Annotated in this window: 24 protein-coding genes; 10 read left to right on the top strand and 14 right to left on the bottom strand. The window is 59.9% G+C overall.

Annotation, left to right across the window (positions count from 1 at the left end; genetic code table 11):
• The first annotated feature begins 139 nt into the window (after positions 1–139).
• Complete coding sequence (locus C7W88_RS03060; RefSeq protein ID WP_118072444.1) at positions 140–445, top strand: conjugal transfer protein TraD; 306 nt, start codon at positions 140–142, stop codon at positions 443–445.
• A 22-nt stretch (positions 446–467) separates the two neighbouring features.
• Entirely contained in the window at positions 468–689 is a 222-nt protein-coding gene (locus C7W88_RS03055) for a conjugal transfer protein TraD (protein WP_118074542.1), read from the top strand.
• A gap of 34 nt (positions 690–723) precedes the next feature.
• On the opposite strand, the gene C7W88_RS03050 is transcribed toward C7W88_RS03055, so the two are convergent.
• The 11 genes from C7W88_RS03050 to C7W88_RS03010 all read right to left on the bottom strand — a co-directional run bounded on the left by C7W88_RS03050 (position 724) and on the right by C7W88_RS03010 (position 12517).
• Positions 724–1437, bottom strand: a complete 714-nt coding sequence (locus tag C7W88_RS03050; RefSeq protein ID WP_240344793.1) for a hypothetical protein — start codon at positions 1435–1437, stop codon at positions 724–726.
• A gap of 15 nt (positions 1438–1452) precedes the next feature.
• Positions 1453–1746, bottom strand: a complete 294-nt coding sequence (locus tag C7W88_RS23390) for a hypothetical protein (protein WP_240344792.1) — start codon at positions 1744–1746, stop codon at positions 1453–1455.
• A gap of 137 nt (positions 1747–1883) precedes the next feature.
• Positions 1884–2171: a hypothetical protein gene (locus C7W88_RS23080; RefSeq protein WP_205525242.1), complete on the bottom strand. Its 288-nt coding sequence runs from the start codon at positions 2169–2171 to the stop codon at positions 1884–1886.
• Positions 2172–2251: 80 nt separating this feature from the next.
• On the bottom strand, positions 2252–3169 hold the full coding sequence (locus C7W88_RS03045) for a nucleotidyl transferase AbiEii/AbiGii toxin family protein (protein WP_118072443.1): 918 nt from the start codon (positions 3167–3169) through the stop codon (positions 2252–2254).
• A gap of 4 nt (positions 3170–3173) precedes the next feature.
• The gene (locus tag C7W88_RS03040) at positions 3174–3962 is read right to left on the bottom strand and encodes a type IV toxin-antitoxin system AbiEi family antitoxin (RefSeq protein WP_118072442.1); all 789 of its coding nucleotides are present in this window, start codon (positions 3960–3962) and stop codon (positions 3174–3176) included.
• Between the two features lie 121 nt (positions 3963–4083).
• Positions 4084–5295, bottom strand: a complete 1212-nt coding sequence (locus C7W88_RS03035; RefSeq protein WP_118072441.1) for a phospholipase D family protein — start codon at positions 5293–5295, stop codon at positions 4084–4086.
• 10 nt (positions 5296–5305) lie between these two features.
• Entirely contained in the window at positions 5306–6931 is a 1626-nt protein-coding gene (locus tag C7W88_RS03030) for a type I restriction-modification system subunit M (protein WP_118072440.1), read from the bottom strand.
• A gap of 7 nt (positions 6932–6938) precedes the next feature.
• On the bottom strand, positions 6939–7991 hold the full coding sequence (locus C7W88_RS03025) for an AAA family ATPase (RefSeq protein WP_205525241.1): 1053 nt from the start codon (positions 7989–7991) through the stop codon (positions 6939–6941).
• Positions 7992–8020: 29 nt separating this feature from the next.
• Positions 8021–9319 carry a restriction endonuclease subunit S gene (locus C7W88_RS03020; RefSeq protein ID WP_118072439.1) on the bottom strand — a complete coding sequence of 433 codons (1299 nt, stop codon included), beginning with the start codon at positions 9317–9319 and terminating at the stop codon, positions 8021–8023.
• Positions 9309–12305, bottom strand: a complete 2997-nt coding sequence (locus tag C7W88_RS03015) for a type I restriction endonuclease subunit R (protein WP_118072438.1) — start codon at positions 12303–12305, stop codon at positions 9309–9311. The genes C7W88_RS03020 and C7W88_RS03015 overlap by 11 nt, the downstream gene beginning before the upstream one ends.
• A complete protein-coding gene (locus C7W88_RS03010) occupies positions 12302–12517 on the bottom strand; it encodes a helix-turn-helix domain-containing protein (protein WP_205525240.1) in 216 nt (71 codons plus the stop codon). Before C7W88_RS03010 ends, C7W88_RS03015 begins: the two co-directional genes overlap by 4 nt.
• 408 nt (positions 12518–12925) lie before the next feature.
• On the opposite strand from C7W88_RS03010, the gene C7W88_RS03005 reads away from it, so the two are divergent.
• Entirely contained in the window at positions 12926–13132 is a 207-nt protein-coding gene (locus tag C7W88_RS03005) for an AlpA family transcriptional regulator (protein WP_118074540.1), read from the top strand.
• 26 nt (positions 13133–13158) lie between these two features.
• Positions 13159–13320, top strand: a complete 162-nt coding sequence (locus tag C7W88_RS03000) for a helix-turn-helix domain-containing protein (protein ID WP_240344790.1) — start codon at positions 13159–13161, stop codon at positions 13318–13320.
• Here the strand turns inward: C7W88_RS03000 and C7W88_RS02995 are convergent.
• Positions 13295–14503, bottom strand: coding sequence for a site-specific integrase (locus C7W88_RS02995; RefSeq protein ID WP_118072436.1), 1209 nt, complete (start codon positions 14501–14503; stop codon positions 13295–13297). The genes C7W88_RS03000 and C7W88_RS02995 overlap by 26 nt on opposite strands.
• Positions 14504–15034: 531 nt before the next feature.
• On the opposite strand from C7W88_RS02995, the gene C7W88_RS02990 reads away from it, so the two are divergent.
• Positions 15035–17479: a tetratricopeptide repeat protein gene (locus C7W88_RS02990; RefSeq protein WP_205525239.1), complete on the top strand. Its 2445-nt coding sequence runs from the start codon at positions 15035–15037 to the stop codon at positions 17477–17479.
• The gene (locus C7W88_RS24310) at positions 17476–17871 is read left to right on the top strand and encodes a CHAT domain-containing protein (RefSeq protein ID WP_162895876.1); all 396 of its coding nucleotides are present in this window, start codon (positions 17476–17478) and stop codon (positions 17869–17871) included. The genes C7W88_RS02990 and C7W88_RS24310 overlap by 4 nt, the downstream gene beginning before the upstream one ends.
• Positions 17872–17876: 5 nt before the next feature.
• Here C7W88_RS24310 and C7W88_RS02980 read toward each other — a convergent pair whose 3' ends face one another.
• The gene (locus C7W88_RS02980) at positions 17877–18740 is read right to left on the bottom strand and encodes a dienelactone hydrolase family protein (protein WP_118072433.1); all 864 of its coding nucleotides are present in this window, start codon (positions 18738–18740) and stop codon (positions 17877–17879) included.
• Between the two features lie 159 nt (positions 18741–18899).
• Between C7W88_RS02980 and C7W88_RS02975 the strand changes: the two genes are divergently transcribed.
• Positions 18900–19619, top strand: a complete 720-nt coding sequence (locus C7W88_RS02975) for a nuclear transport factor 2 family protein (RefSeq protein WP_118072432.1) — start codon at positions 18900–18902, stop codon at positions 19617–19619.
• 16 nt (positions 19620–19635) lie between these two features.
• On the opposite strand, the gene C7W88_RS02970 is transcribed toward C7W88_RS02975, so the two are convergent.
• Positions 19636–20115 carry a MarR family winged helix-turn-helix transcriptional regulator gene (locus C7W88_RS02970; RefSeq protein WP_118072431.1) on the bottom strand — a complete coding sequence of 160 codons (480 nt, stop codon included), beginning with the start codon at positions 20113–20115 and terminating at the stop codon, positions 19636–19638.
• A gap of 174 nt (positions 20116–20289) precedes the next feature.
• On the opposite strand from C7W88_RS02970, the gene C7W88_RS02965 reads away from it, so the two are divergent.
• From C7W88_RS02965 to C7W88_RS02955, 3 genes are all read left to right on the top strand, one after another.
• Entirely contained in the window at positions 20290–22641 is a 2352-nt protein-coding gene (locus C7W88_RS02965) for a TonB-dependent receptor (RefSeq protein ID WP_118072430.1), read from the top strand.
• Between the two features lie 129 nt (positions 22642–22770).
• A complete protein-coding gene (locus C7W88_RS02960; protein WP_118072429.1) occupies positions 22771–23172 on the top strand; it encodes a nuclear transport factor 2 family protein in 402 nt (133 codons plus the stop codon).
• A gap of 14 nt (positions 23173–23186) precedes the next feature.
• Positions 23187–24656: an aldehyde dehydrogenase gene (locus C7W88_RS02955; RefSeq protein ID WP_118072428.1), complete on the top strand. Its 1470-nt coding sequence runs from the start codon at positions 23187–23189 to the stop codon at positions 24654–24656.
• Positions 24657–24662: the final 6 nt, after the last annotated feature.

Below are 24662 nucleotides of genomic sequence, written 5' to 3'. Positions count from 1 at the left end.
CGGCACGACGTATAAGCGCGCCCTCCCATGATAAAATCCTGCTCGGGACTATTCAGTATCAGGCCGTCTCGACGACTCTACAGCGTTGGGAGAGCATCGATATTATCATCAGCGCATCACCTCTCAATGGAGAACTTCGATGCGCAAACCCCGTGACTTTGATTCGGAACTGAAGGCGCTTGCCGACAAGGCGAAGCAACTGAAGGAACGCCGCGTGCAGCAGCTCGGCGAACTGGTGATCGCCACAGGGGCCGATGCAACCGATGCGGAAACGCTGGCCGGTGCGCTGCTCGTCATCGCGGAAACCAGCGAAGCCCAACGGAAGGATGCGTGGCGCAAGCGTGGCGCGGCCTTCTTTCAGAGCAAGGCGCGCAAGCGCGGCGACGGAACTCAGGGCCACCCGGACGGCACTCTCCCGCTTGACGGCGGCGCGGCATCGGCTTGAGGCAGTGAAGGCGCGAACCGACATGCGCGAGTGGCAGATCAAGCGCCGCGAACGCACGCGGCAACTGATCGAACTGGGAGGCCTGGTCGTGAAAGCCGGACTGGTCGAACTCGCAGACGATGATCGCGCTACTCTATACGGCGCGTTCCTCACCGTTGCGGCCAAGCTCCGGGGCGAAGAACGCGAGCAAGCGCTGGTGTTGTGGAAGCGGAAGGGCAAGCGGGCGTTTGAAGCAGAGCAATAACGAGAAATGAACGCGACACACGACGGGCCACCTTCTATCGTTTACTGGCCGATTTTTGGCGTCGCGCGTCGATCACCACGATTTCAGAGACCCGCTCGCCACGAGCCTCAGCATCCGCTTTCAATTTCTCGATAGTACGGAGCTTTCGGCCCATGCCACCAATATCCATTACCACAAAGATGCCAGCTTTGGTCGTCGCCGCCTTTTTGTAGGCTTCGAGCTGAGTCTTGTAGCCATGAACAACGGAGCCTTTAGAGAGTTTTAGCTCTACGAGTACACGTCCGCTAAAGCCGGTCGAGAATTTGAAATCGACCGGTCCGCCGCCCGAGTTGGTCTCTGGTGAGATGTCGACGTCGTTAACCGCACACATGACGTTCGCTACGGCGAAAAAGAGTAGCTGGCTCGCTCGTTCGTGTCGGGGCGTCGTGCCGTTCCACAGCAGCTCCCACATATTGTTGTCTTCGACCATTGCCTGGAACCGCGAGATAATCTCGTTGACAGTCTGCTCAAGCGCACTGCCGTCGTTCGTCACTGGCTTATTGAGCATCCCGACAAACGGCGTTGGGTCTTCGCCCAAGACGCGTCGAAACTGGTAATAGCCGTCAAGGTCTGCTTTTTCGTCGTAGCTTTCCGACGCCATCGCGACCGCATCGATAAGTTTGCGGAGGAGAGTTTGCGATGAGAATACAACCCGGCGCAGGGCGGCCTTTTTCTGTGATACGCTTGCCTTAGCAATGTTGCCGAACATCTGATTTACGGCATCTCAGATTTCCCGCACCTCCATGACGACCCGGCTCACGTCCGACCAGTCGGCTGCAAGAGGCAAATCGCGCAAGATATCTCTGGGAACGAGGAGCACCGGTGCGCCAGCATGATAAGGATTCACTGGGAGCTGGCGATCAGAATATTTTGGACCGAACCTTTGGACCGGTACGCCGTTCGCGACGCAGAATTCTTCGGTGATTTGACTTAGGGCTGGCAACAGAAAGTTGGTCGCCATGTCGCTGAGCGTGTCCGGACCGACGCCTTCCTCAAACAAGCCCATGAGGGGGATCATGTTTGGGTTTTTTTCGCCGAGAGTAATGATTTCCTTGGCCGTGCGCAGTATGCCATTGCGGAGCTTGGGCGGGCGTGAGCTGCCGCTGGTACCCGCCGCCCCATATCCCAGACTAGTCTCTGGGCGCTCGTCGAGGTTCAGCGCTTTGTAGGCCCCCTTCCATGCGACATCCCCTCGGTTGCGGAGATATCGAGCAGGCCGATCACATTCTCAAAGCTCGCTTGGACGGCTTTGCGGCCTTCCTTCTTAATCACGGTGTTCTGGCTTTTCGACAGCAGCAGTGGATCAATGAATAACTTGGTGTCGCTATTAAGAATCGGGTCTAGAAGCTTTGCGGAGTTCAGCGCATTTGCCGACAAGCCGAAGTGATTGGAAAACAGAACGGGATGCACCAGACTTTTTCGCGCTGCCACGACAAACCCCATTCTTGCTGTTGATATCGGAGAACATGCTGATGGTAACGGTAGAATTCAGCAAGACCATAGCACCATAGCGCGCGAGCTCATCACCGGAACAACAGTTTTTCGAGTATGTCAGCCATTTCGCGACGCTTATCGTGTGTAAGACGGTCAAGATTGCGCTGCTTCCACAGAACTGCAGGTAGGCGCGGAGCTTGCGGTACGCCGAGAAGTTGCCAGTCCGGATCGCCGCGTTTGAATCCAATAAGGAAATGCCGATGCACGTCCGGCATTTCAGAGATCATCGCAGTGATGATTGCTTCGCGTGCGGCTTCGAGATCGGCAAGGGCAACTGGTTCCTGCGTCATGCCAACGAAGCCGCGCGCGAATTCCTCGGCCAGTGGCTTGCGGGTCGGTGCCAGGACTTCGGCCATCGGGCGATTGTGGCTGATGAGATAGACAAGGAAAGCGCGCCGCAATTCGGCGCTTACGCCTTCGTGCGCCAACAGGTCGCGCACGTCGAAAAGATCGCGCGGATGCTGGCGGTCGAGCGCTGCCACGATCTTGCCAGCATAGAGGTCGGCGAAGGAAACGATTTGCATTTCGGCAAAACCGAACTCGTCCTCTACGGTCGGGACCACAGATGTCACCACGGGATCGTACACCGTGCCGCGCAGCACTGGCGTTATCTCGATCTTGATCTGCACGTCCCCGGCACGGACGATCAGCTTCGTGATGATTTTCTCATCCGCCGAACGGGAAGGATTGACCTTCGCGCCGGGGATTCCAGACTCGATTTGCTCCGCGATCCGCAGCATGGCTGCGTCAATTGCGGCAAGCGATGTGGTGCGATCCTCGACGGGCAGATAGGTCAGGTCAATGTCCACCGACAGGCGCGGCATGTCGCGCACAAACAGGTTTATGGCCGTGCCGCCCTTGAGCGCGAATGCCTCTTCTTTCCCCACGAAAGGAATGGTGCGAATGAGAAGTGCGACCTGTTGCCGGTAGGTGTCGAGAAAGGCCATGACGTCACTGGCCTCCCAGATCGGACGGCACGGTTATATGGTAAGTGGGGTCGAGCCTGCCGCCTTTGACGAGGACGCGCTTGCCCGATCCCACATTGATGCGGGAAACATCCAGCCGGGATCGCCAAGCATGGCGGTGGCGGTCGGCAAAGAACAGGAATAGCCGATTCACCTTCACGCTGGCGCACGCTTCCAACAGGGTTTGCAGGCGGCGTGGGCTTAGGTCGCTCAGTCCTTCCATCAGGGCGTCGACCTGGTGGAAACTTTCGCGCTCGGGCAACTCGTCGAGCAATTCCAGCACGGCCCGTTCCTTGCTCGAATATCGGATCGGCAAATGCATCCCTGCGCCGCTGAACATGATGGGACTCGGCTCTGGCGGCGCATCGGCATCGCCGGGAAATAGGCGCAGGCTATTATGCCAGTGGAATTTCACGTCGAGCGGAAGGTCAGTTAGCCATGTCGGGGTCCGCTTCGGCCCGTAGAGCTGGATTTCCTGCACCTTCGCCGAAAGGTAGTGCGCATAACCCAGCTGTTCGAGCGCCGTGCGTCCGCCAACGGCCAAGGGTAAATGCAGTATTGCTTGGAGCGATATGACGACCTGCTGCCATGTCAGCGGCGTGCGCGAACGACGATAGACGCGCCGCGCTGGGCTATCGAGCCACCCGGCACGGACATACTGGCTGCGGAGTGCCGATGAATAGCCGTGAGCCTCTAGCCATCCGGCATCGGCCAAGAGGCCCTCCGGGAGTTCCTGTTGGAGACGGTTTAATTTACTGACAGAACGCGTAGCCATGCTTAGCGTTTTGCCACACTTTCAAACCAATGTCGAGTTTATAAAATTGGCGCTATACAAAGCCTGACTTAGTGCAATGTCGATCTGGTAAACCGCGCCGCCCGCTCTCGCAGGAAAAACGTCAATCAGACGCATCGTAGTGGATGGCATCGACAAGCGCGGCCCGGCAGTCCCAAGCCTCAGCATCCGGGCCTTCTGGCCGAGGAGCATTGTACCACTTAGCCAACCTTATCGGCTCGATCACCCGCTCCCAGTAGTTCTCCAGACTCAAGGTTGACGGAGCAAAATGGAGCGCTTCGGCCAAGTTGGCCTTGTTCCCGTTATTCACGCAAACGAACACGTCAGGCCGCTTCATTGCGAGCAATCTTGTGGCGGTCGGCGTACGCCCGATCCTGGCTGAGTCTGCGAAGGCAGACTCAAACAACGCGCAAAACCGGTCGAACTCCGTTTCCCTGACAGGGCCTCGGCGCGGGATGCAGTCAATTGCCTTAGCAATCCGACCATCCTTGTTTGCAATGAGTTTCGTGAAAGAGCCGGAGCCCTGCATCGAGCCAAACCAGCCGATTTGATACTTCTCCAGCCCGGAGTCCGCGACGGCATCCGGATGGACGATACCTGCAACCGCCTTCCATTCCGGCACGGTCAGATCGTCGAACGACTGCGCCCTAGCAAAGAGTGTTTGCAGATAACGCAGGAACCTCATGCGTGTTTCGAAATGGTGGTTGGGGTCCTTCCGCGCCTCGTGGATAAAGGCAGCCCAGTCCATTTTTAGAAGGTCAGAATCGATCCGCTGGAAGTCGGCCTTGTCGCTCGGCAGGATTGGAGATGGGGCGCGAGGGCGACTAGCTGCGATCTCGGCCTGCCGCCGGTAAGCGTCAGACAGTTGCTTCGTGACCGGCTGACGATGTGGCGCGTAGGATTCCATTGTGGCGAGCAACTCAGTGACTGCTGCCTCACTGGTGTCGCAGCTCAGATGCAAGCATGCCTCAACGTTGTTGCCCAGCCCGCCGGAAGTGAAATTGGCACTACCGACGATGGCTTCGGCACTCTGACCGGACACAAACAGGTAGATTTTCGGGTGAAAACAGGCGCCGCTCTTTTTGAAAACAAAGGCGTTCGGTACTTTGCGAAGCGAGTCCACGAAATCTGGATCGGTCGCACAAAAATCCAAGCCAACCGTCACTGACCGGAATTTATGCTTGTTTTCGATCAGTTTGTCCGCGACCGGGCCAGCATGAGCCCATGCGACCGCCATGTAAATCTGGTCGTGTTTCGCAATGAGCCGGGGCAGCACCTTTCGGAGCGCCTTCGCGTCAAGAACTGAGACCTTCACGAACGCCTCCTCATGGCAATGGCGGCAGGCCCAATTCCTTCAGGAAGGCGTTGTGCTGCTCTCTAGCTAAAGCAATTTCGTCCTCAAGCGCCGCCAGCTTCTCGTGAACCGCGCCTAAGTCGACCTCCTCGTCCGCCGTCGCTGTGCTGATGTAGCGGGAGATGTTGAGGTTGAAGTCGTTGCTCTCGATCTCTTCCATCGAGACGCAGCGAGAATACCGCGGCTCTTCAGTCCTGTGCTGATAGGTCGAGACAATCTTGCCGATGTGGTCCGGTTTGCCGTCCTTCCCGTCGCCAAGGTAATTCTGCCGTTTGCCCTTCTCGAAATGCTCCGCTGCATTGATGAACAGCACGTCATCGGGCTTCTTGCACTTCTTCAGCACCAGGATGCACACCGGGATGCCGGTGGAGTAGAACAGGTTCGCGGGCAAACCGATCACGGTATCGATATGCCCGTCCTTCAGCAGCTTCTTGCGGATTTCCGCTTCCTTACCGCCACGGAAAAGCACCCCGTGCGGAAGGATGATGGCCATCACTCCATCATCCTTGAGGTAATGGAAGCCATGCAGCAGAAACGCGAAGTCGGCGGCAGACTTCGGTGCAAGACCGTAGTTCTTGAACCGCACGTCCTCGCCCAGCGCTTCACTGGGGTCCCAGCGATAGCTGAACGGCGGGTTGGCAACCACGGCATCGAAACGAGGCATCTTGGCCGGGTTCGTTTCGCGCAGGATGTCCCAGTCATTGGTCAGCGTGTCGCCATGGAAAATCTCGAACTCGGTATCCTTCACCCCGTGCAGCAGCATGTTCATGCGCGCCAGGTTGTAGGTGGTGATGTTCTTTTCCTGCCCGAAAATCTTGCCGATTCCGTGCGTACCCATGCGGTGGCGCACATTGAGCAAAAGCGAGCCGGACCCGCAGGCGAAATCCATCAGGCTGTCCATGTGGGCGCGCTGGCCGTTCCTCGGCTCCTGCCCGTCTAGAGACACAATCTGCGAGAGGATGTCTGACACGAATTGCGGGGTGTAGAACTCTCCCGCCTTCTTGCCGGAACCGGCGGCAAACTGGCCAATCAAATATTCATAGGCATCGCCCAGCGTATCGCTGTCGGTTGAAAATTCCTTCAGCCCCTTGGCGATCTCGGTGATGATCTTGCACAAGGCAGCATTGCGCTCGGCATAGACCTTGCCCAGCTTGTCCGAAGCCAGATTGATCTCCGAGAACAGGCCCCGGAACGTGCTGGCGAAGGACTCTGTCTCGATATACTCCAGCCCTTTCTGGAGGGTGTCGAGCAGTTCGATGTCCTGCTTGCGCGCCAGTTCCGCGATGCTGGTCCAGAGATATTCCGGGCGAATGACATAATGCACTTTGCGGCGCATTTGCTTTTCGAAGGCCTCGGTGTCCTCGGGATTTTCCGCGTACCAAAGCGACAACGGCGCACGCTTGTCCTCAAGCTTCAGCTTAGGGTAGTCCGATCCAAGTTCCTTGGCGGCGGCGATCTCGTAGTTGTCCGACAGGTAGCGCAGGAACAGGAATGCTAGCATGTAGTCGCGGAAATCGTCCGCGTTCATCGCCCCGCGCAAGGTGTCGGCGATGGCCCAAAGTGTCTTGCCGAGTTGCTTCTGCTCTTGGTCGGTCATGGTCTACTCATTCATGTCGCGGGTCGGGCCAGAAGCTCTGGCAAGGCAAACTGGTATCGGGCAAGGAAGGCATCCAGAATCTGGCGGAAGAGCTGCTTGTTGTCGTCCCCATCTCTCGGGGTTCAAAAATGGCATATTCGCCATGGCTGAGCAGGTTCAGTGCACGCGCATAAAGTGCTTCATCATCAACGCCATGAATGCACGCCGAAAAATCGTTGTGCCCGAAAAAGATCGCTGTCTTTTCCAGAATGCTCCGTAACTTGTTGAAGTGATAGGTATATAGTGCACCGGAACTGGCGGCGTTGCGAATGTCATCGAGCATCGCGACGTGGTGAAAGAATGGCGTCTCGTCCGTCGCCTGAAGCACAAAGATCTCACCCCGGTTGGGGCGGTGCAGGAAATATTTCTTGTGCGGCTTCTTTTTCAGTTCGTTGCATACAACGTTAAAAAACAGGGCGTGGTGGGACGAGAAAACGACCTTGAGCTCGTTTTCTTCTCGCTTGAGCAGCTTCGCGAGATCGCAGGCGACCGCAATGGCATTGTTGTCGTCAAGTGATGAGATCGGATCGTCGATATATAGGTATTTGACCCAAGCATACGACGGGTGCTTGTCGATCACGCGTTCGCATATCGCCATGAACAGGCACCATATGAAGATGTTCTCCTCGCCGCGCGACACCTTGATGTGGTTATTGCCGCCCTTGCTGAACGAGATCGTCCAGTTGGCATAGTCTATGTCAAAATCAAAATCAGCATATCGGCCGAGATACTTCTGAATGCTCTCTTCAAGCGCCAGGTCTTTTATGCCCGCAAAGAACCGCGACTTTTCATTGAATTTGATAGTGCGGACAATGTCGTTGTCGAGGTCGTTGTCCCAGAGAAACAGGTCCTCGGTGTAGGCATTGAAATACAGCGTGTCGCGCGCATCGCCCTGCTTTCCCTTATCCTTAAAGCCCATGGAAATGCGGGTCTTGCCTATACCGTTATAGGCATAAAGCAGCACAAACTGCTGCCCACCTCCGTTGAGGTCATCACGGAGTCGCTGCACCACCTTTTTCACTGATTTGTAAGTGTATTGGCGAGGCTTGCTCACACCTGCACCTCGCTCGCGACGGGGAAGAGCTGGTGCATGAGGCCCTGTTTGTGGGTCTTGATCGCGTTGATCCTATCGCTCTGAGAAACGATGAGCGCATCGATGGAAGATAGGCTGTCTGCAATCCTTCTCTGCTCCTGGATACCCTTGCCTTGATTGTTTTTCGGTAATGGGATCAGCAATGCTGAGAATTCCGTGCTATTTAGACCTGGCTGCCCGCTGCGAGTGGACGTTTTTTCAACCCATGACCAATACCTGTATGAATTGAAGAATTGAGAAACGAATTCAGGAATTATTAAATTCGAATTTGGGCGGATTCTGATTAAGAATCCCGCAAAAACAAGTGGCCCTTCGGCCTCTTTGTGAAGATACGACTTTCCTACGCTCGCGCCAGTTCGAGTCAGCGCGATGTCCCCAGCTTGCATGGAATTGTCTGGCGTCGCCTCAACCTCCACGGACATCCTACTTTCGCGAATGAAGCGACCGTCCTCGGAAATGTCAGTAATGCGTAGATAGGTCGGAAGATCAGGACTATAAGGCGCAGAGGGTGCATTAGCACCATAGTTGGGAGGAAATTCTAACAAGTTCCCAAGGGCCTGTTCTTCCCAATCTCCCGCGCCTTGAAACTCCGGAAATCGCAGACGAGGGGTGGTTTCGCCGGGGGCGGGGAAAAACTGCTGCATCAAGCCCCGTTTATGTTTCTTGAGCGCCTCTAGCTTGTCCGCTTCGGCAGCAATCAGCGCATCGATTGATGACAGGCAATCAGCGATCTTGTGCTGCTCGATGGCGCTGGGCAACAGCAACCGCATTCGCGCAAGGTCGCGGTAGTAGATGCGAATGCGCACCCCGCCGTCGCCGGACTCATTTGTGAATGCGTCCCACTGTCGGGAGCTGCGGAAATGGTCGAGATATTCCGGAATAATTGGCGTCGGTTCGGCTCGCGACGAGCAACGAAACACAACGTAATCCGGGCTAACGAGAATCTCGTCATCGCCCTGCCATCGCGCTATCGAACCGATGTTCAGGCGCATCGGATTGTAAGCAAACCAATCGTTGCGGACGAGCTTGTAGCGGGAGATATCTCCCGCAACCAATCGTTCCTCCATCGGAACGATACCGCCTTCCTTCCGGACTCCCATGACTGACGCAGCTGCGAGTTTGCCGCCATTCCGGGTCGATGCCTCGTCGGTCACATCGCCAAGTTGAACGTTATGTAGCGGTTGCCCCAGAAACTCCGGGAACCGCAATTTCGGGATGCCTTTGCCCGCCTCTGCGCTCACGTCGTTACTGTTCATACGCACTCAGCCCGGAAATCTCGCGGCCCTGGGCCAGCTTGTGGAGCAAGGGCGCAAGGTCTTCCATCAGCGCCAGCTCGGCTTGCGTGCGTGCCTTCCAACCAAGCTCCAGTGGTGCCATCAGCTCGCTCAGGCCATCACCATCGAAAATCCGACGTCGCAACACGACATCGACAAAGTCTTGCAGCGCAGCTGCGCCCACGCCGTGCTTGTCGGCAATAGCTGTCAGCGCCTGCACCTTCTTCGCGGCCTTGAATCGTTCGAAACCGGCGCGGATTTCCTTTTCGTCCAAAGGCTGATCGGCAGACAGGCCGCGAATATACTCGGCGATGTCGTCCCGCTCGTCGATGAACTTGGCATCGGACTGAATCAGGCCGATGAGCTGCTCGCGGCTCATTTTCAGCTTGCCTGGCAGGTTTTGCGTGTAGCGGGCAATCAGGCCCATGATATAATCATAATCGATCACGGCTGAGTGGAAGAGCACGAACTCGAAGTCGAGCTGGTCCACTACCGGATCGTCTGCCCCGCCAGGCTTATCCTGCTTCTCCTTGAGCCGCTTTGCTGTCTCCAGGTACATGCTGCGGAAGCCTTGCAGGGCGTCTGTCGGCACAGTCTGGCTAATGACATCGGCCTGCTCCTCGCTCAGATCGGTGTACTGATCGAGCTGGGTTTTCAGCCGCTGTACTTCCTTGAACAAGGTAATGAACTGCCCGCGCGCGGCATCGCCCTTCAGGTTCGGCACGTCCTCCGGGGTGTTGGACAGACCCTGCGATTCCATGAATTCGCCAAGCGTCTGCATGGCGTTTTGCAGGCTCTCGATGACCTTTGGCGCAGGATCGACGAGCCAGATTTGCCGGGGGTTGTCGATCTTCTCGCCGGAGAACAGGGCAATGGCCTCTTCCACCGCCGCCTGCTGCTGACGGAAATCGAGGATATTGCCGTATGGCTTGGTGTCGTTCAGCACACGGTTGGTGCGCGAAAATGCCTGGATCAGCCCGTGGTGCTTCAAGTTCTTGTCCACGTAGAGCGTGTTCAGAAACTTGGAATCGAAGCCGGTCAACAGCATGTCCACCACGATGACGATGTCGATCTTCTCCGCGCCCTTGCGCGGTAGGTCGGCGTTGGGGAACTGCTGATCCTTGATGCGCTTTTGCACGTCCTGATAATAGAGATCGAACTCGCCAATCTTATGGTTGGTGCCGTAGCGATCATTGTAATCACTGATGATCGCCTTGAGCGCAGTCTTCTTGGCCTCCGGGTCCTGTGCGTTGTCCGCCTTCTCCTGCGGCAGATCCTCCTGAATCTGCTGCACATCCTTGTTGCCTTCGGCGGGCGGCGAGAAGACGCAGGCAATCTTCAGCGGCTCGAACTCAGGATCGGTGGCCTGCCGTTTCGCCTGAATCTTGGCGAATTTCTCATAGTAGTCGATGGCATCGTTGATCGAGCTTGTCGCCAGGACAGCATTGAACTTCCTGTTGGCGGTGGCAGCGTTGTGCTTCGCCAGAATGGTCTCGATAACCTTCTCTTTCGCGAGCGCTTCGCCCGGTTTGGGCAGCTTTTCGCCCTCGGGCTTGTAGTAGTCGATATGGAACCGCAGCACGTTGCGGTCCTCAATGGCGTGGGTAATCGTGTACTGGTGCAGACTGCGCTGGAACAGATCGTCTGTGGTGCGATAGCTGCCCTGCTCGCCCTCAATCTGGCTATAGCTGGCGTTCTGCTCGAAGATCGGCGTGCCGGTGAAACCGAAAAGCTGGGCCTTCGGGAAAAATTCCTTGATGGCCTTGTGATTGTCCCCGAACTGGGAGCGGTGACATTCGTCGAAGATGATCGCGATGCGCTCGTCACGCAACGATTCCAACCGCTCCTTGTAGGTCTGCTTTTTGCCCGACTGTCGGCGATTGGTATCGTCGAGCGCCAAGCCAAGTTTCTGAATGGTGGTAACGATCACCTTGTCGGCCCGGTCATCCGATAGCAGGCGGCGTACAAGGGCTTCGGTGTTGGTGTTTTCCTCGACACAGCCTTCCTGAAAACGATTAAACTCCTCGCGGGTCTGCCGGTCGAGGTCCTTGCGGTCCACCACGAAAAGGCATTTGGCAATGTCATCGTTGTCCTTGAGCAAGGTCGATGCCTTGAAGGATGTCAGCGTCTTTCCGCTGCCGGTGGTGTGCCATACATAGCCGTTGCCACAATTCTGGTGGATGCACTCCACAATCGCCTTCACGGCGTAGATTTGGTAGGGCCTCATCATCATCAGCTTCTGTTCGCTGGCGACCAGCACCATGTAGCGGCTGACCATTTGGCCAAGCGTGCACTTCGCCAGGAACTTCTCGGCGAAGCTGTCGAGATGGGTAATCTTCTTGTTGTCTTCGCTGGCGAATTGATAAATCGGCAGGAAGCGCTCGTCGGCGTTGAAACTGAATTGTCGGGCGTTGTTGTTGGCGAAATACCATGTGTCGGTACGGTTGCTGACAACGAAAATCTGTAGGAAGCAAAGCAGCGTCTTGCCGTACCCGTTTCCCGGATCGGCCTTGTAATCGACGATCTGCTGCATGGCACGGCGCGGACTGACCGCCATAGTCTTTAGTTCGATCTGAACAACTGGCACGCCGTTAATGAGCAGAATCACGTCATAGCGGTGATGGCTGTTATCCGTGTTGATGCGAAGCTGGTTGACTACCTCGAAGGTGTTTTTGCACCAGTCCCTGATGTTGACCAAAGTGTAGTTTAGCGGCGTACCATCGTCGCGCTCAAAGCTGCTATATCCGCGCAACACATTTGCGGCTGCGAACACATCAGGCGTAGTGATGCTTTCCAGTAGCCGCTGAAACTCGTTGTCTGTCAGGCGAACGCGGTTCAGCGCCTCAAACTTCTGCCGAAAGTTCAGCTCCAGCGCCGCACGATCACGGATGTCTGAGCGATACTCGTATTTCAGCTCTTCGAGCTTGGAGATCAGTTCCCGTTCGATTGTGCTTTCGGCTGTCGTCATTGGTCCGATCCGGCCTGATTATTTGCATTCGAGGTGGTGTCGTCTGCGCCACCCAGCCTGACCCATTCATCCACTTCGGATATCTGGAATTTCCAAAGGCGGCCGACCTTGTGCGCAGGCAGGTTCCTACATTCGCGCCAGCGATAGATGGTGTCTTTCACCACGCCCAAATGTTTCGCCACAGCTTCGGCGGTTACCCATGGTTCGGCCATGATTGCGTAAACCCCGCTAGATAAGCTCAAAGTCGCCTAGAGTCGTTTAGAGTCAACGAATGGGGATTGCAATCGCTATTGCCGGCGAAGTTGACGGAGAAATCGCGCGATTCGCACCCGAAAAGTCGCCTGGCGTGGCGCAAATCTCCGCCTTCTCTGCTCAAAATCTTGGATCAGGAAAAAATGCCACGAAACTCCGAAAATATTTGGCCGCCAGGAGTACGATTTCTTTGGCGTCCGTGGCCGTCTCCAACATTCCGTATCCGTCTCTATCCTTGGATTTGTCAGTATAACCGCTTGTGCGACTGCGTTGTATGACACCGGAAATGCCCTTGCGTCCTGCGGCTGGGTCAACAAATCTTGCACTCAGGGGGTGTCAGAAACGACCAGCGAATGGAAATCCGTACCATGTCCAGCACCGACAAAATCATCCGCCTGAAAACCGTTCTCGCCCGGACCGGGCTGTCCCGCTCCACCATGTATCGCAAGATCGCCGAGGGGACCTTTCCATCCCAAGTGAAGATCAGCATTCACGGCGCAGGCTGGCGCGAGTCTGCGGTCAACCGTTGGATCGACGATCCGGTCTCGTATCGCAATGAAGGTGCAGGGCAGTGACAGCGCCGGTTGCCGAACCACTCTGCGTGAAGGTCAACGAGGCCGCACGCATGATCGGCGTCGGGCGAACCAAGCTGTATGAGCTGATCGCTGCCGGTGATGTCGAAGCGGTGAAGCTCGGCAAATCGACACGCATAGTCACCGCCAGCCTTCACCGGCTGATTATGCGGCGGCGCGAGCCGGAGTAGGCTCGCCTGCCGCCTCGGCTGGGTCGATGCTGGCGACGGCCTTTCCGGCGTCAAGGAACTCAGCCCAACGCGCCATCAGATCGCGGCGCTTGTCGAAAAAGTCCGTACGCCGATAGGCGGCTTCGACCTGATTGCTCAGCTTGTGCGCCAATGCCTTATCGGCAACTTCCTTCGGGAAATCTGTCTTCTCCGCTGCCCAGTCCGTAAAGGACGACCGGAAGCCGTGAACGGTTGCGCCAGTGATGCCATCGTTGCGGAGCAACTTGGTCATCGTCATGTCGCTGATTGGCTTTTTGCCGTCTGCCGAGAATACCAACCCGTCATCGCTGGTCCGCTCATTCCATCGCTTGCGTAGCAGTGCCACAGCGGGTGGCGACAGCGGCACGACATGGGTTTCCCGCGCCTTCATGCGCTCGCCGGGAATGGTCCAGATCGCTTTCTCCAGATCGAATTCGGTCCATACCGCGAAGCGCGTCTCGTTTGAGCGCACCGCGTTGTAGATCGTGAAGCGGAGCGCGTCCCTGCCGGTCGTAGGTGACGCTGCTGCCAACTGCGCCATGAGTGCGGGCACCTCGGCAAAGGGCATTGCTTCCAGATGCACCGCTTTTGCCGTCTGGCGCGGAAGACCCTTTCTGACCGAGCGCAGGGAAGCCTCCTCGGCGCGCCAGCCCTTGATATGCGCGAAGTCCAGAACCGCACCTATGCGCTGTAACAGGCGACGTGCCGTTTCCGGGATTTCCAGCCAGATGGGCGAAAGCACGGTGACAACACAGGCGCTGTCCACCTGATCGACAGGCTTGGTGCCGATGTGCGGGAATACGTGGTTTTCGAAGCTGGATATCCAATTCGCATAGCGGCGGTTCTTCCAGCCCTCCTTCAAGGCGTCGTAGCAGTCGCGCGCCGCCGTTTCGAAGCTGGGTATGACCTTGCGGGCCTTGCGCCGCTCAGCCACCGGATCAGCACCAGCGCGAACTTTGCTCCGCAGCGCCACTGCCGCCTCTCGGGCTTCCACAAGGGACACGTCCAAGGCAGAGCCAAGCCCGTAATCTCTCCGCCTGCCTTTGTGCTGCATACGCAGCACCCAGGTTGCCGCACCGCTCTCCTTGACCAGCAGGCAAAGGCCACGGCCATCAACGTGACGGCCCGGTTTCGCGTTCTTCACTTTCAATGCAGTCAGCGCCATCGTTCGAGTCCCGTTCAGGGAATTTTCGGCTTCCGTTCCCACGGAAAGGCCGCCGAAAATGATCCCACATTCGTTCCCACAAATCGGTGGGATTTCAGGCAAATGTGGGCGACCGACCGCGAACACCTTACAAGCCAAATTGGCAAAATTACAATGTGGTTAGGGATGCCTCGGCATTGCCTGAGACAGAATTTTTACGCCTCTTCTGGGCACCATTTCTTCTCTTGCGGCTGCAGGCACCGGGATACAGATCCCGGTACGCCTTTTGATGCTGCGAACGCTAGGCATTTGAAAGAAATGGCCTCGGGTCTGGGGTGGCTCCTGATTGAGCGGAAGCGCAGCGATCAGCGCTAGCGCGCACAAGTTTTCGCCGCTCTTCCTCCGATTGCTTGTCGATGATCGACAGCCTCGCATGGCTCGCTTATCCATGAAAGCCGGAAGGGTTTTGGAGCGGGGTGGGCATCGATGCGGGCTTCGGAAATGCGCACGGCAATGTTGGTCGCTGTTTCTGGCCTTGCCTGTCTTGCACAAGTGCCGAGCCATGCCGCAGCAAAGCCCACGGCCAAGCTGGCCACGCTCGACAAGGCGCTGTCTGAGGCGATCAACCGCGAAAATGCCAATCCCAACCAGACCAATTTCGATGCCAGCCTGAAAGCTGCCGAAGCCGTCATCGCCGCGGCAGATGGTTTGCCGGCAGGCCCGGATACCGCACCATATCTGGCCCGTGCGCTTGTCTCACGATCGGGATACGCGCGGGAGGCAGGGGACATCGACAAGACCCTGGCCGATGCCGAGCGCGCGCGCGAGGTTATCCTGCCCTATCGCGATCTCGCCCCTGACGCTTACGTGCAGGCGATTGCCCTGGCCGGTGACGTGGCGATCCGGCGGGCGCTGTTCCAACAGGCGGCCGATCGGCTGAGCGAGGGAGCTGCCTATCTGGAGCAGCGGCGCGGCAAGGGGCCGTCATCGTCAGCGCTCGACATGGGCGAATCCAACATCGGTTACACACTTGCCATCGCCTACATGCAGCTCGGGCAGTACGATGCTTCGGTGAAGGCGCAGGAGGCGAGCCTTGCTGCCCGCGTGCGTGGGGTGGGCGAGTTTCATCCTGCGACGATCAGCGCGCGCTACAATCTGGCGTTGCGCCTGTCGCGCGCGGGGCGCCTTGAAGAGGCCGAGGCGATGGCAAGGCTTGCCGCAGAGCAGGTCAAGCAACATGTGCCGCAAACCGATCTGGGGCATGTGCGCGCGGTCGAGACGCTGGCGCTCGTGCTCGCCGGCGGAGGCAAGCGGAGCGAGGCGGTAGAAGTGGCGCGGCACGCGCTGGACATCCGTGTCGCCACCACCGGCACCGGCGATGTCAACTTCGCCGCCAGCCTGACAACGCTGGGCGGGCTGCTGGCCGATCTCGGGCGCTACGACGAAGCCGTGAGCGTCCTGACGGGCGCCACGTCGACGCAGGACAAGCTTGGCCCGCTCGCGGCGCCGACCGACCGCCTGCGAGCTCTGACCTTCCTGGGGTTCGCGCAACTCGGTCAGGGCAAAATGGCCGATGCGCGTCGTTCGCTGGATGCAGCCTACGAAATATGGGAAAAGACAAGAGCGGCTGGAGCGGCTGAAACGTTTCTCCCAGCGGTTGCGCTGGCGCGTCTTGATAGCGGCGACGAAGCCGGTGCGGTTGCCGCCGCGACTGCGCACCTTGCGGTCGCCTCAGGCCCCAGAGCGCCTGTGCTGGGCAAGGCGCAATCATGCGCGATCGGCGCCCTGCTCGGTGTCGCGACGGGCGAATGCGGAGCAAGTCCGGGCTTTGCGCTTGTTCGCACGGTGACCGACCGGCTCGATGCGAGTGCGGATGGTGAACTCGTGCTGGCAGATCGCCTGTCGCTTGAACTGGCGATGCGGCTGGCGCTGCGTGATGGCGATGTTCAACTGGCCGCCGACGCGTCGCAGGTGCTGGTTGGCTCGAAGGTTGCGCGGGCGACACGGCTTGCCGCGGCACGGGCGGGCACTTCAGACCCCGTTCTGTCGGCGCGCATTCGCACCCTTCAGGACGCCGAACTGGCCTACCGGCGTGCCAACTCGGTCTATCTGCTGCTACTGGGTAATGGCGGTGACGTGCAGTCCGCCCGCTCGGCGCGAGATGTGGCGCTTGCCAAGCTGGAGCAGGAGCGGGCCGGTATCGCCAGCAGCTATCCTGCCTGGGCAGCGCTGACTGCGCGCCAAGGCGTGCCCCTCACTGACATCAGGAGCACGCTGGCAAACGATGAGGCGGTCCTGGCGGTCGTTCCGGCGTTGACGTCGGCCTTTGTCCTGCTTGTTTCGCCAGACCGGGCCGTGGTGCAGCGGATGGAGCCTAGCCGCGCGAGCTTTGCTTCGAGCGCGGCTCGGTTGCGTCGCGCGCTCGACCAGCGGAGCTTCGATGCGGCAACGTCACACGAACTCTATCGCGCCATTTTTGCAGGCATAGCACCGGATTTGCGCAAGACAGGGGCCTTGCGGATCATCGCTGGCGGTGATGCTGCGGCCATCCCGTTTGCCACCTTGCTGGAGCGTCCGGTCGACAGGATCGATCGCAAGGCGCCGTTTCTTGTCATGCGTTACGCCTTGTCGGCTGGTGCGTCCTTGCAGGCGCGCACGGTTCAGCCGCGGCGTGCGCTGGCGGGTTCGTCGATGCTGGCGTTGGGCGCGCCTACGCCGTTCGGCACCGTCCGCATGGCCGATGCGCAAGCGGCAAGGAAGGGGCCGCTCCTGGCCAGTGCCGTGTTTCGCGGGGGGCAGGCCGATGCGCAATCGCTTGCCTCGCTGCCCGCCTTGCGCTCGGCCGAGGTGGACGCCGTCTCGCGCAGCGTGGGCAAGGCCACGGTCCTGACCGGCGATCAGGCCAGCGAAGAGCAACTGGAGAAGACCAGGCTGGACCAGTACGGCGTGCTGCTGTTTGCCACGCACGCACTGGTCGCCGGGAAATGGAAGGCGTGACCGAGCCTGCGCTCGTCCTCGCCCGGCCGGAGCAGGGGGCAAGCAGCGATGGCGTGCTGACCGCGTCGGAAATCGGGACGCTCAGGCTTGATGCCGACTGGGTGATCCTTTCGGCCTGCAATACGGCTGCTGGCGATGGTGAGGCAGCCCCGGCCTATTCCGGCCTCGCACAGGCCTTCCGCTATGCCGGGGCACGAACGCTGATGCTGTCACATTGGCCCGTGCGCGACGATGCCGCGGCGGTACTGGCCGGAACCGTGCTGAAGGAGGCTGCGAAAGGACGAAAGCCGGCGCAGGCGCTACGCACGGCCATGTTGCGCACCATGGTCGATCCGGACCTGCCGGACGCGGCAAACCCGCACGTCTGGGCTCCGTTCGTCGTGTTCGAATAGGCGGGTCAGAGATTCGCCTTGAACAGGTCGAGCATCCTGCCCCAGGCCCGTTCCGCCTGAGTACGGTCGTAGATCGGGGCGTCGAGAGTGCACCAGCCATGCTGGGCGGGGTAGACTTCGATCTCGGCAGGGCGGCTGGCAGCGTCGGCGGCTGCGCGAAGCTGGGTCTTCTCCTTGGGGGCGCGCTCGTCATCGTTCTTGGCGATGGCGAAGAGATAGGCGGCGCGGGTCTTGCCGATCAGGTTGACCGGGCTGTCAGCCTCCGGTCCGACGAGACCGCCACCGTGGAACGACGCCGCCGCGCCGACGCGGGCCGGATTGGCAAAGGCTGTCCGCACGGTGAAGGGGCCGCCCATGCAATAGCCGGCTGAACCGATGCGCTTCTTGGCGTTCACTTCCTTCTGCATGTCGAGCCATGACACGAAGGCCGCAGCGTCGGACGTGGTGCCCGACGGCGTGATCGCGGCGATCATCGGCTTCAGCTTCTTCTGCCCGGCGTCCGAGCGCCACGCCATCAGTGAATCAAGGATCGGGGCGGGGCTGGAGCGGTAGTACTGGTTGACGACCAGCACGGCGTAACCGGCGGCGGCAAGGCGGGTGCCCATGGTCTTGTAGGCATCGCGCAAGCCCGCGATGTCTGGCCACATGATCACGGCAGGGTGCTTGCCTCGCGTGGGGTAGACGAAGAAGGCGTCGGCCTTGCCGTCGGGCGTGTCGATCGTGACCATGCGGCTGGAGGTCGGCGCTTCTGCGGCGGTGACGCAGCCCGGCACCGTGGCAAGCGCGGCGGCACTTGCGCCGAGCCCGGCAAATTCGCGGCGATTGAGGAAGAATGCGGTGTTTTCGGCTTCGGTGATCTCATCGCACATCGCAGATTCTCCAGCTCCCGTCAGCTGAGGAAAGTAGCGCAGCGCATTTCGCGCGCAAGGTGCGATCGGTTTCATTTTTCCCTCTCGCAATCATGGCCACATTTGTTAGTGTTGCTTACAAATTCAGCCTTGTCGAAGAACTCTGGGGAGAGTCGAGCCATGACCGATGTGAATGCCCGCCTTGCCGCGCTCGAAGCGCGCGTGACCGAGCTTGAGGATCTCAACGCCATCCGGCGCCTGCAGTGGGCCTATGGCTATTACATCGACTACAACCGGCCGGAGGAAGTGGCCGGGCTGTTCGCAAAGGACGGCGCGGTCGTGTTCCTGTCAGGCGAATACGTCGGCTACGAAGGGGTGATGCGGCTTTATGGGACGTGGTTCCAGAACCTCTTTACCGGTGGACGGCGCGGGCCGGTGCATGGCCTGCTGCTCGACCATTTCCAGCTGCAGGACGTGATCACCATCTCCGAGGACGGCCAAAGCGCGAAGGGCCGCTTCCGCGGCATCCTTGCAGGCGGCTGGCACGACGACATCCTCAAGGACAAGCCCGAGGGCATGCCGCAGCAGTTCTGGGAAAGCGGGATCTACGAGAACGACTACGTCAAGGAAGACGGTGTCTGGAAGATCAAGCGGCTGGACTACATGATGCAGTGGCAGGCCGATTACGAGACGGGCTGGTCAAAGACCGTAGCCCACCTGCAGCCTGCGGCGGTGTGTTTCCCCGAGAACCCGATCGGGCCGGACCGCCTGTTGCCCGATACCGACGTGCGCCAGACTTGGCCGAACCGGCAGGAAGTGGCGATGAGCTTTGCCCATCCGGTGCTGGCCAAGGCCTTCGCCGTCGGCGATTTCACCAAGCTGCAGAAGAAGTGGCCGTAAAAGGAGTCGGGGCGGGTCAACCGCCCCAGCGACCGATGCGCGTAAGGACGGCAGCGGCAACGCGGCGGAAGGCTTCCCGGTCGCGCGCCGGGACCCCCTTGAACAGATCGGCGCCAACGTGGGCCATCGCGGGAATGGTCTGTGCGAACAGTTCCTGCCCCGCAGGCGTGAGCCGTACCGGTTTGCGGCGGCGGTTGCGGCGGTTGGCGCCGGGCTCGACAAGGCCGCGTTGCATGAGCGCGGCGATTGCCCGGCTGACGTTCATCGGCGGCACGCCCATGATCTCGGACAGGTCATGCCCGGCAAGCTCGCCTTCGCCACCGAGCGCAAGAACGATGCGCAAGTCGGTAGTGGTGAGGCCGAGCGGCTCTGCCACGCCTTCGCGCATCGGCGTGCCGATGAAGGTGCCAAGCTTGAGCAGGTCGACAAGCAAGGCGACATCGCCATCGAGCAGCGCGGCGTTGGCAGCGGGAACTGGTGCGGGCGGCGTGTCCATCGGCCGCCTGTATTGCCCGGTTCCCGGGCTTCGGCAAGTGCCGAAGTGTGCCCGAACTGCATCACCCGGCGAAGTCTGGAACAGTCGCAAATGTTAGGCTTGCAAAGCGCTAATTAGTATGTCTTACTAACAAACAGCAACCGGTTCCGGAGAGAACCATACAGGAGAGGGGATATGGCTCAAGTCCATCGTACCACGTCACACGTGCGCCTGCTTGCGGCAGGTAGCCTGGCTGCACTTTCGCTCGGGCTGGCCATGCCCGCGATGGCGCAGCAAGCCCAGGCGCAAGACCAGGCCCAAGCGGATGAGAACACTCCGGAATCGGCGCGCGAGATCGTCGTGACCGCGCAGTTCCGCGAGCAGCGCCTGCAGGATACGCCGCTGTCGATCACCGCTGTTGACGCAACATTGCTCGCCTCGCGCAACCAGACCGACATCGCCCAGATCGCGCAGCAGGCGCCCAACGTTCAGCTCAACGCCATGGGCGGCGCCTATGGTTCCTCGCTGGGAGCAGCCATTCGCGGTGTCGGTCAGTTCGACTTCAACCCCGCCTACGAACCGGGCGTCGGCATGTATGTGGACGATGTCTACTATGCGACGCTGACCGGCTCGATCTTCGACCTGCTTGACCTTGAGCGCGTCGAAGTCCTGCGCGGTCCGCAGGGCACGCTGACCGGCCGCAACGCCATCGGCGGCGCGATCAAGCTGTTCTCGAAGAAGCCTACCGACGAGAATTCGGGCATGGTCGAGGCTGTCTACGGCAGCCGCAACCGCGTCGATATCCGTGGCAGCGCCAACTTCATCCTCGCGCAGGACCTCTATGCCCGCGTTTCGGGCGTGTACAAGCGTCAGAACGGCTATGTCGACCAGATCGACTATGGCTGCGCCAAGCCCGGCAACCCGCAGGGCATCAGCGCGCGTCCCGGCTCCGGGCAGGACTGCGTGATCGATAAGCTGGGTGAAAAGGGCTATGCCGGTCTGCGCGGATCGCTGCGCTACAATCCGGGCGACAATTTCGATCTCGTCATCATCGGTGACTACACGCATGAAGAGCGCACCAACGCTGCGGAAGTGATTTCGCTGATCAACCCGGCGCGCATCACCAACGCCTATGCCTGCGGTCGCTTCTGCACTTATGCGAACTTCTATGCCCCTCCGGGCGGCTTCGTCAGCCAGGGCTACGAAATGCCGAACCGCCTCAAGTTCGACGGCTATGGCTTCTCGGCCAACATGACCATCGGGCTGAGCGATTCTCTCAACGTCCAGTCGATCACCGCCTATCGCAACTATCGCCAGAAGTGGGGTACCGACGACGACTTCACGCCGGACCTCGCCATTGCGGGCCAGGGCTACAATGACCTCAAGTTCTGGTTCTTCAGCCAGGAGCTGCGCGTCAACGGAAAGATCGGTGACAATATCGACTTCACCGTCGGCGGCTTCTATTCCGACCAGCGCTCGGTCTATTTCACCCGCCAGGATATCCGCTACATCGCACCGGGCCTGAACTTCCAGTTCCTCGGCAACGATCCGGTCAATGCCGACAGCAAGGCCGTGTTCGGCACGGTCATCGCCCGCCCCATCGAGGGGCTGACCGTGACCGGCGGTCTGCGCTACACCGAGGAAGCCAAGGACTACACCTTCGTCCGCAAGAACTATGACGGCACGCGCTCGATCTTCCTCGGCGCGCTCGATGGCGTGACGGCGACCTTCAAGGGTGATCGCGTAGACTGGCGCGTTTCGGCCGACTACCGCTTCAGCCCCGAGGTGCTGGCCTACGTGACCGTAGGCACCGGCTTCAAGGGCGGTGGCGTGACTGCCCGTCCGTTCGACGCCGCTCAGGCATTGAACGGCAGCTTCGATCCGGAAACGGTGACCGCCTATGAAGCGGGCCTGAAGACCGACCTGTTCGACCGTCGCCTGCGCCTGAACATCGCCGGGTTCATCAACGACTACAACGACATCCAGCTGCCGCTGATCAGTTGCGCGTCGCTGGGTTCCAACGCGCCGTGCGGTGCGCGCCAGAATGCGGGCAACGGCCAGATCAAGGGCTTCGAGCTTGAAATGCAGGCTTCGCCGATCGAAGGCCTGGATATCGATGCCTCGCTCAGCCACCTGACCGGCAAGTACAAGAACATCGACCCGCGCGTGGGCAACGCGATCCTGCTGACCGATCCGATCGTGACGCCGAACTGGAAGTACAGCTTCGGCATCCAGTATCGCGCCGACCTCGGCAGCGCGGGTTCGCTCACGCCGCGCTTCGACTTCGCGCACACCGGCAAGACCAGCGCCGGTCGCATCGCGGCAGGCCTGCCGATCGAATACTTCAACGCCTATGACATCGGCAACGCCCGCCTGACCTGGCGGAACGAGGCTGAGGACCTGTCGATCTCGATGGAAGTGCAGAACGTGTTCAATGAATACTACACGCCCTTCCGCTTCGCTGCGGTCTATGCCTTCACCGGCACGGCCTACAGCCAGGTCGGGCGTCCGCGCGAATGGGCGGTCACGGTGCAGAAGCGCTTTTGATCGGATGCATGTTCATGAGGGACGGGGCGGTCAGCAATGGCCGCCCTTTTCTTTTCAGCTTGGCACCTATCATATCAAATGTTAGCGTTTGGGTGTGAGCCGAATCCGGCCGCCAAGGGGAGAGATACCGTGCTGACGCGCGAGGCCTACGATCGCTATGTCCGCGCGTTCAACGCGAAGGACTATGATGCGGTCGCCGATTTCTATGTCGATCCGCCGCTGATGACGTTTTTCGGCGTGGAAATCCGTTCGCGCCAGGCGCTCAAGGATTTCTACGAATTCCTGCACCACCATGTCACGGAAAGTGTGACCGTTCTGAACTTCGCCTGCTCCGATACGCTGACGGCCATCGATGCGGTCATCCGGGTAGAGGGGGTGAATGACCTGACCCGCGAAGCGCTCGACGCGCGCGGGCTGCACGGCTTCTTCCCGATCGCGGTGGGCGAAGTGCAGGAAATGCGGCAGTTCATCTTCTACACGATCAAGGACGGCCTGATCGAGCGCGTGGAATGCGCGTTGGCGCAGGCGTGAGAGGACACCAGGCCATGACTCCCGAAGGCGTTAACGTCGCCCATCCCGACAAGCTCTTCATCGGCGGCCGGTGGGTGGCCGCCCACTCCGGGCGGATGATTGACCTCATCTCGCCCAATACCGAGCAAGTCGTAGGCCGCGTGGCCGAGGCGGACGCGGCGGACATGGACGCGGCGGTAGCAGCGGCGCGCGAGGCATTCGACAATGGTCCGTGGCCAACAACGCCGCCGGCAGAGCGCATCGCTGCCTTCCGTCGCATGGTTGCCCACCTTGAAACACGGGTGCCGGAACTGGCCCGGGCGTGGACAGCGCAGATGGGCGGGCTCGCCTCGTTTGCCGGGCCGATGCATGGCGGCAGCGTGATGGCGCTCGGCCAGATCGCCGGGTTTGCCGAACAGTTCGAATTCGTGGAACGCCGCCCGAGCATGGCCGCGGATACGGCGCTCATCGCCTATGAACCGGTAGGTGTGGTCGCGGCGATTGCGCCGTGGAACGGCCCGTTCGGGATCATGGCCAACAAGGTCGCCTATGCGCTGCTGACGGGCTGCACGGTGATCATGAAGCCATCGCCGGAAACGCCGCTCGAGGCCTATATCATCGCCGAGGCGGCGCAGGCGGCGGGCATTCCGGCAGGCGTGGTGAACCTCGTCACCGGACACCGTGAGGCGAGCGACCATCTCGTCTGCAACGAGGGCGTCGACAAGGTCAGCTTCACCGGTAGCACCGTTGCCGGCAAGCGCATCGCCAGCGTCTGCGGGGCGCGGATGGCGCGATGCACGCTGGAGCTGGGCGGCAAGTCCGCGGCTATCGTGCGCGATGATTTCCCGATCGATGCTGCCGCGAAGATGTTGGCAGGCACCATCACGATGATGAGCGGGCAGGTCTGCGCCATGCTCAGCCGGGTGATCGTGCCACGCCACCGCCATGACGAACTGGCCGAAGCCATCGCCGCAGAAATGCGGCAGGTCCGGATTGGCCATTCCGATGACCCCGAAACCCAGCTTGGCCCGGTGGCGATGAAACGCCAGCTCGAACGCATCGAGATGTTCATCGAGGAGGGCAGGGCCAGCGCCGATCTCGTCACCGGTGGCGGACGTCCGGCGCATCTCAACCGCGGCTATTTCATCGAACCGACCTTGTTCGCCAACGTGAAGAACGAAAGCCGGATCGCGCAGGAGGAGATCTTCGGCCCGGTCCTCAGCCTGATCCCGGTCGAGGACGAGGAAGACGCGATCCGCACTGCCAATGCCAGCGCCTATGGCCTCAATGGTTCGGTGCTGACGACAGACGCCGACGCCGCCTACCGCATCGCCCGGCGCGTACGCACCGGCGGCTTCGGGCAGAACGGCTTGCGCATGGACTTCGGCCTGCCGTTCGGCGGGTTCAAGCAATCGGGCATTGGCCGGGAAGGTGGCCCGGAAGGCCTGTTTCCCTACCTCGAGATGAAGACGATCCTGATCGACGCAATGCCGTCGGCACTTTGAAGGACA

This window comes from Novosphingobium sp. THN1 (assembly GCF_003454795.1).
Taxonomy (GTDB): Bacteria; Pseudomonadota; Alphaproteobacteria; order Sphingomonadales; family Sphingomonadaceae; genus Novosphingobium.
The sequence above is the reverse complement of the archived record's forward strand: the minus strand, read 5'-3'. Positions and strand labels throughout refer to the sequence as shown.

What these genes read in the sequence shown, in the direction of transcription:
- C7W88_RS03060 (WP_118072444.1), top strand. Translation starts at nt 140, where the DNA reads ATGCGCAAACCCCGTGACTTTGATTCGGAACTGAAGGCGCTTGCCGAC.
- C7W88_RS03055 (WP_118074542.1), top strand. Translation starts at nt 468, where the DNA reads ATGCGCGAGTGGCAGATCAAGCGCCGCGAACGCACGCGGCAACTGATC.
- C7W88_RS03050 (WP_240344793.1), bottom strand. Translation starts at nt 1,437, where the DNA reads ATGTTCGGCAACATTGCTAAGGCAAGCGTATCACAGAAAAAGGCCGCC.
- C7W88_RS23390 (WP_240344792.1), bottom strand. Translation starts at nt 1,746, where the DNA reads ATGATCCCCCTCATGGGCTTGTTTGAGGAAGGCGTCGGTCCGGACACG.
- C7W88_RS23080 (WP_205525242.1), bottom strand. Translation starts at nt 2,171, where the DNA reads ATGGGGTTTGTCGTGGCAGCGCGAAAAAGTCTGGTGCATCCCGTTCTG.
- C7W88_RS03045 (WP_118072443.1), bottom strand. Translation starts at nt 3,169, where the DNA reads ATGGCCTTTCTCGACACCTACCGGCAACAGGTCGCACTTCTCATTCGC.
- C7W88_RS03040 (WP_118072442.1), bottom strand. Translation starts at nt 3,962, where the DNA reads ATGGCTACGCGTTCTGTCAGTAAATTAAACCGTCTCCAACAGGAACTC.
- C7W88_RS03030 (WP_118072440.1), bottom strand. Translation starts at nt 6,931, where the DNA reads ATGACCGACCAAGAGCAGAAGCAACTCGGCAAGACACTTTGGGCCATC.
- C7W88_RS03020 (WP_118072439.1), bottom strand. Translation starts at nt 9,319, where the DNA reads ATGAACAGTAACGACGTGAGCGCAGAGGCGGGCAAAGGCATCCCGAAA.
- C7W88_RS03015 (WP_118072438.1), bottom strand. Translation starts at nt 12,305, where the DNA reads ATGACGACAGCCGAAAGCACAATCGAACGGGAACTGATCTCCAAGCTC.
- C7W88_RS03010 (WP_205525240.1), bottom strand. Translation starts at nt 12,517, where the DNA reads ATGGCCGAACCATGGGTAACCGCCGAAGCTGTGGCGAAACATTTGGGC.
- C7W88_RS03005 (WP_118074540.1), top strand. Translation starts at nt 12,926, where the DNA reads ATGTCCAGCACCGACAAAATCATCCGCCTGAAAACCGTTCTCGCCCGG.
- C7W88_RS02995 (WP_118072436.1), bottom strand. Translation starts at nt 14,503, where the DNA reads ATGGCGCTGACTGCATTGAAAGTGAAGAACGCGAAACCGGGCCGTCAC.
- C7W88_RS02980 (WP_118072433.1), bottom strand. Translation starts at nt 18,740, where the DNA reads ATGTGCGATGAGATCACCGAAGCCGAAAACACCGCATTCTTCCTCAAT.
- C7W88_RS02975 (WP_118072432.1), top strand. Translation starts at nt 18,900, where the DNA reads ATGACCGATGTGAATGCCCGCCTTGCCGCGCTCGAAGCGCGCGTGACC.
- C7W88_RS02970 (WP_118072431.1), bottom strand. Translation starts at nt 20,115, where the DNA reads ATGGACACGCCGCCCGCACCAGTTCCCGCTGCCAACGCCGCGCTGCTC.
- C7W88_RS02965 (WP_118072430.1), top strand. Translation starts at nt 20,290, where the DNA reads ATGGCTCAAGTCCATCGTACCACGTCACACGTGCGCCTGCTTGCGGCA.
- C7W88_RS02955 (WP_118072428.1), top strand. Translation starts at nt 23,187, where the DNA reads ATGACTCCCGAAGGCGTTAACGTCGCCCATCCCGACAAGCTCTTCATC.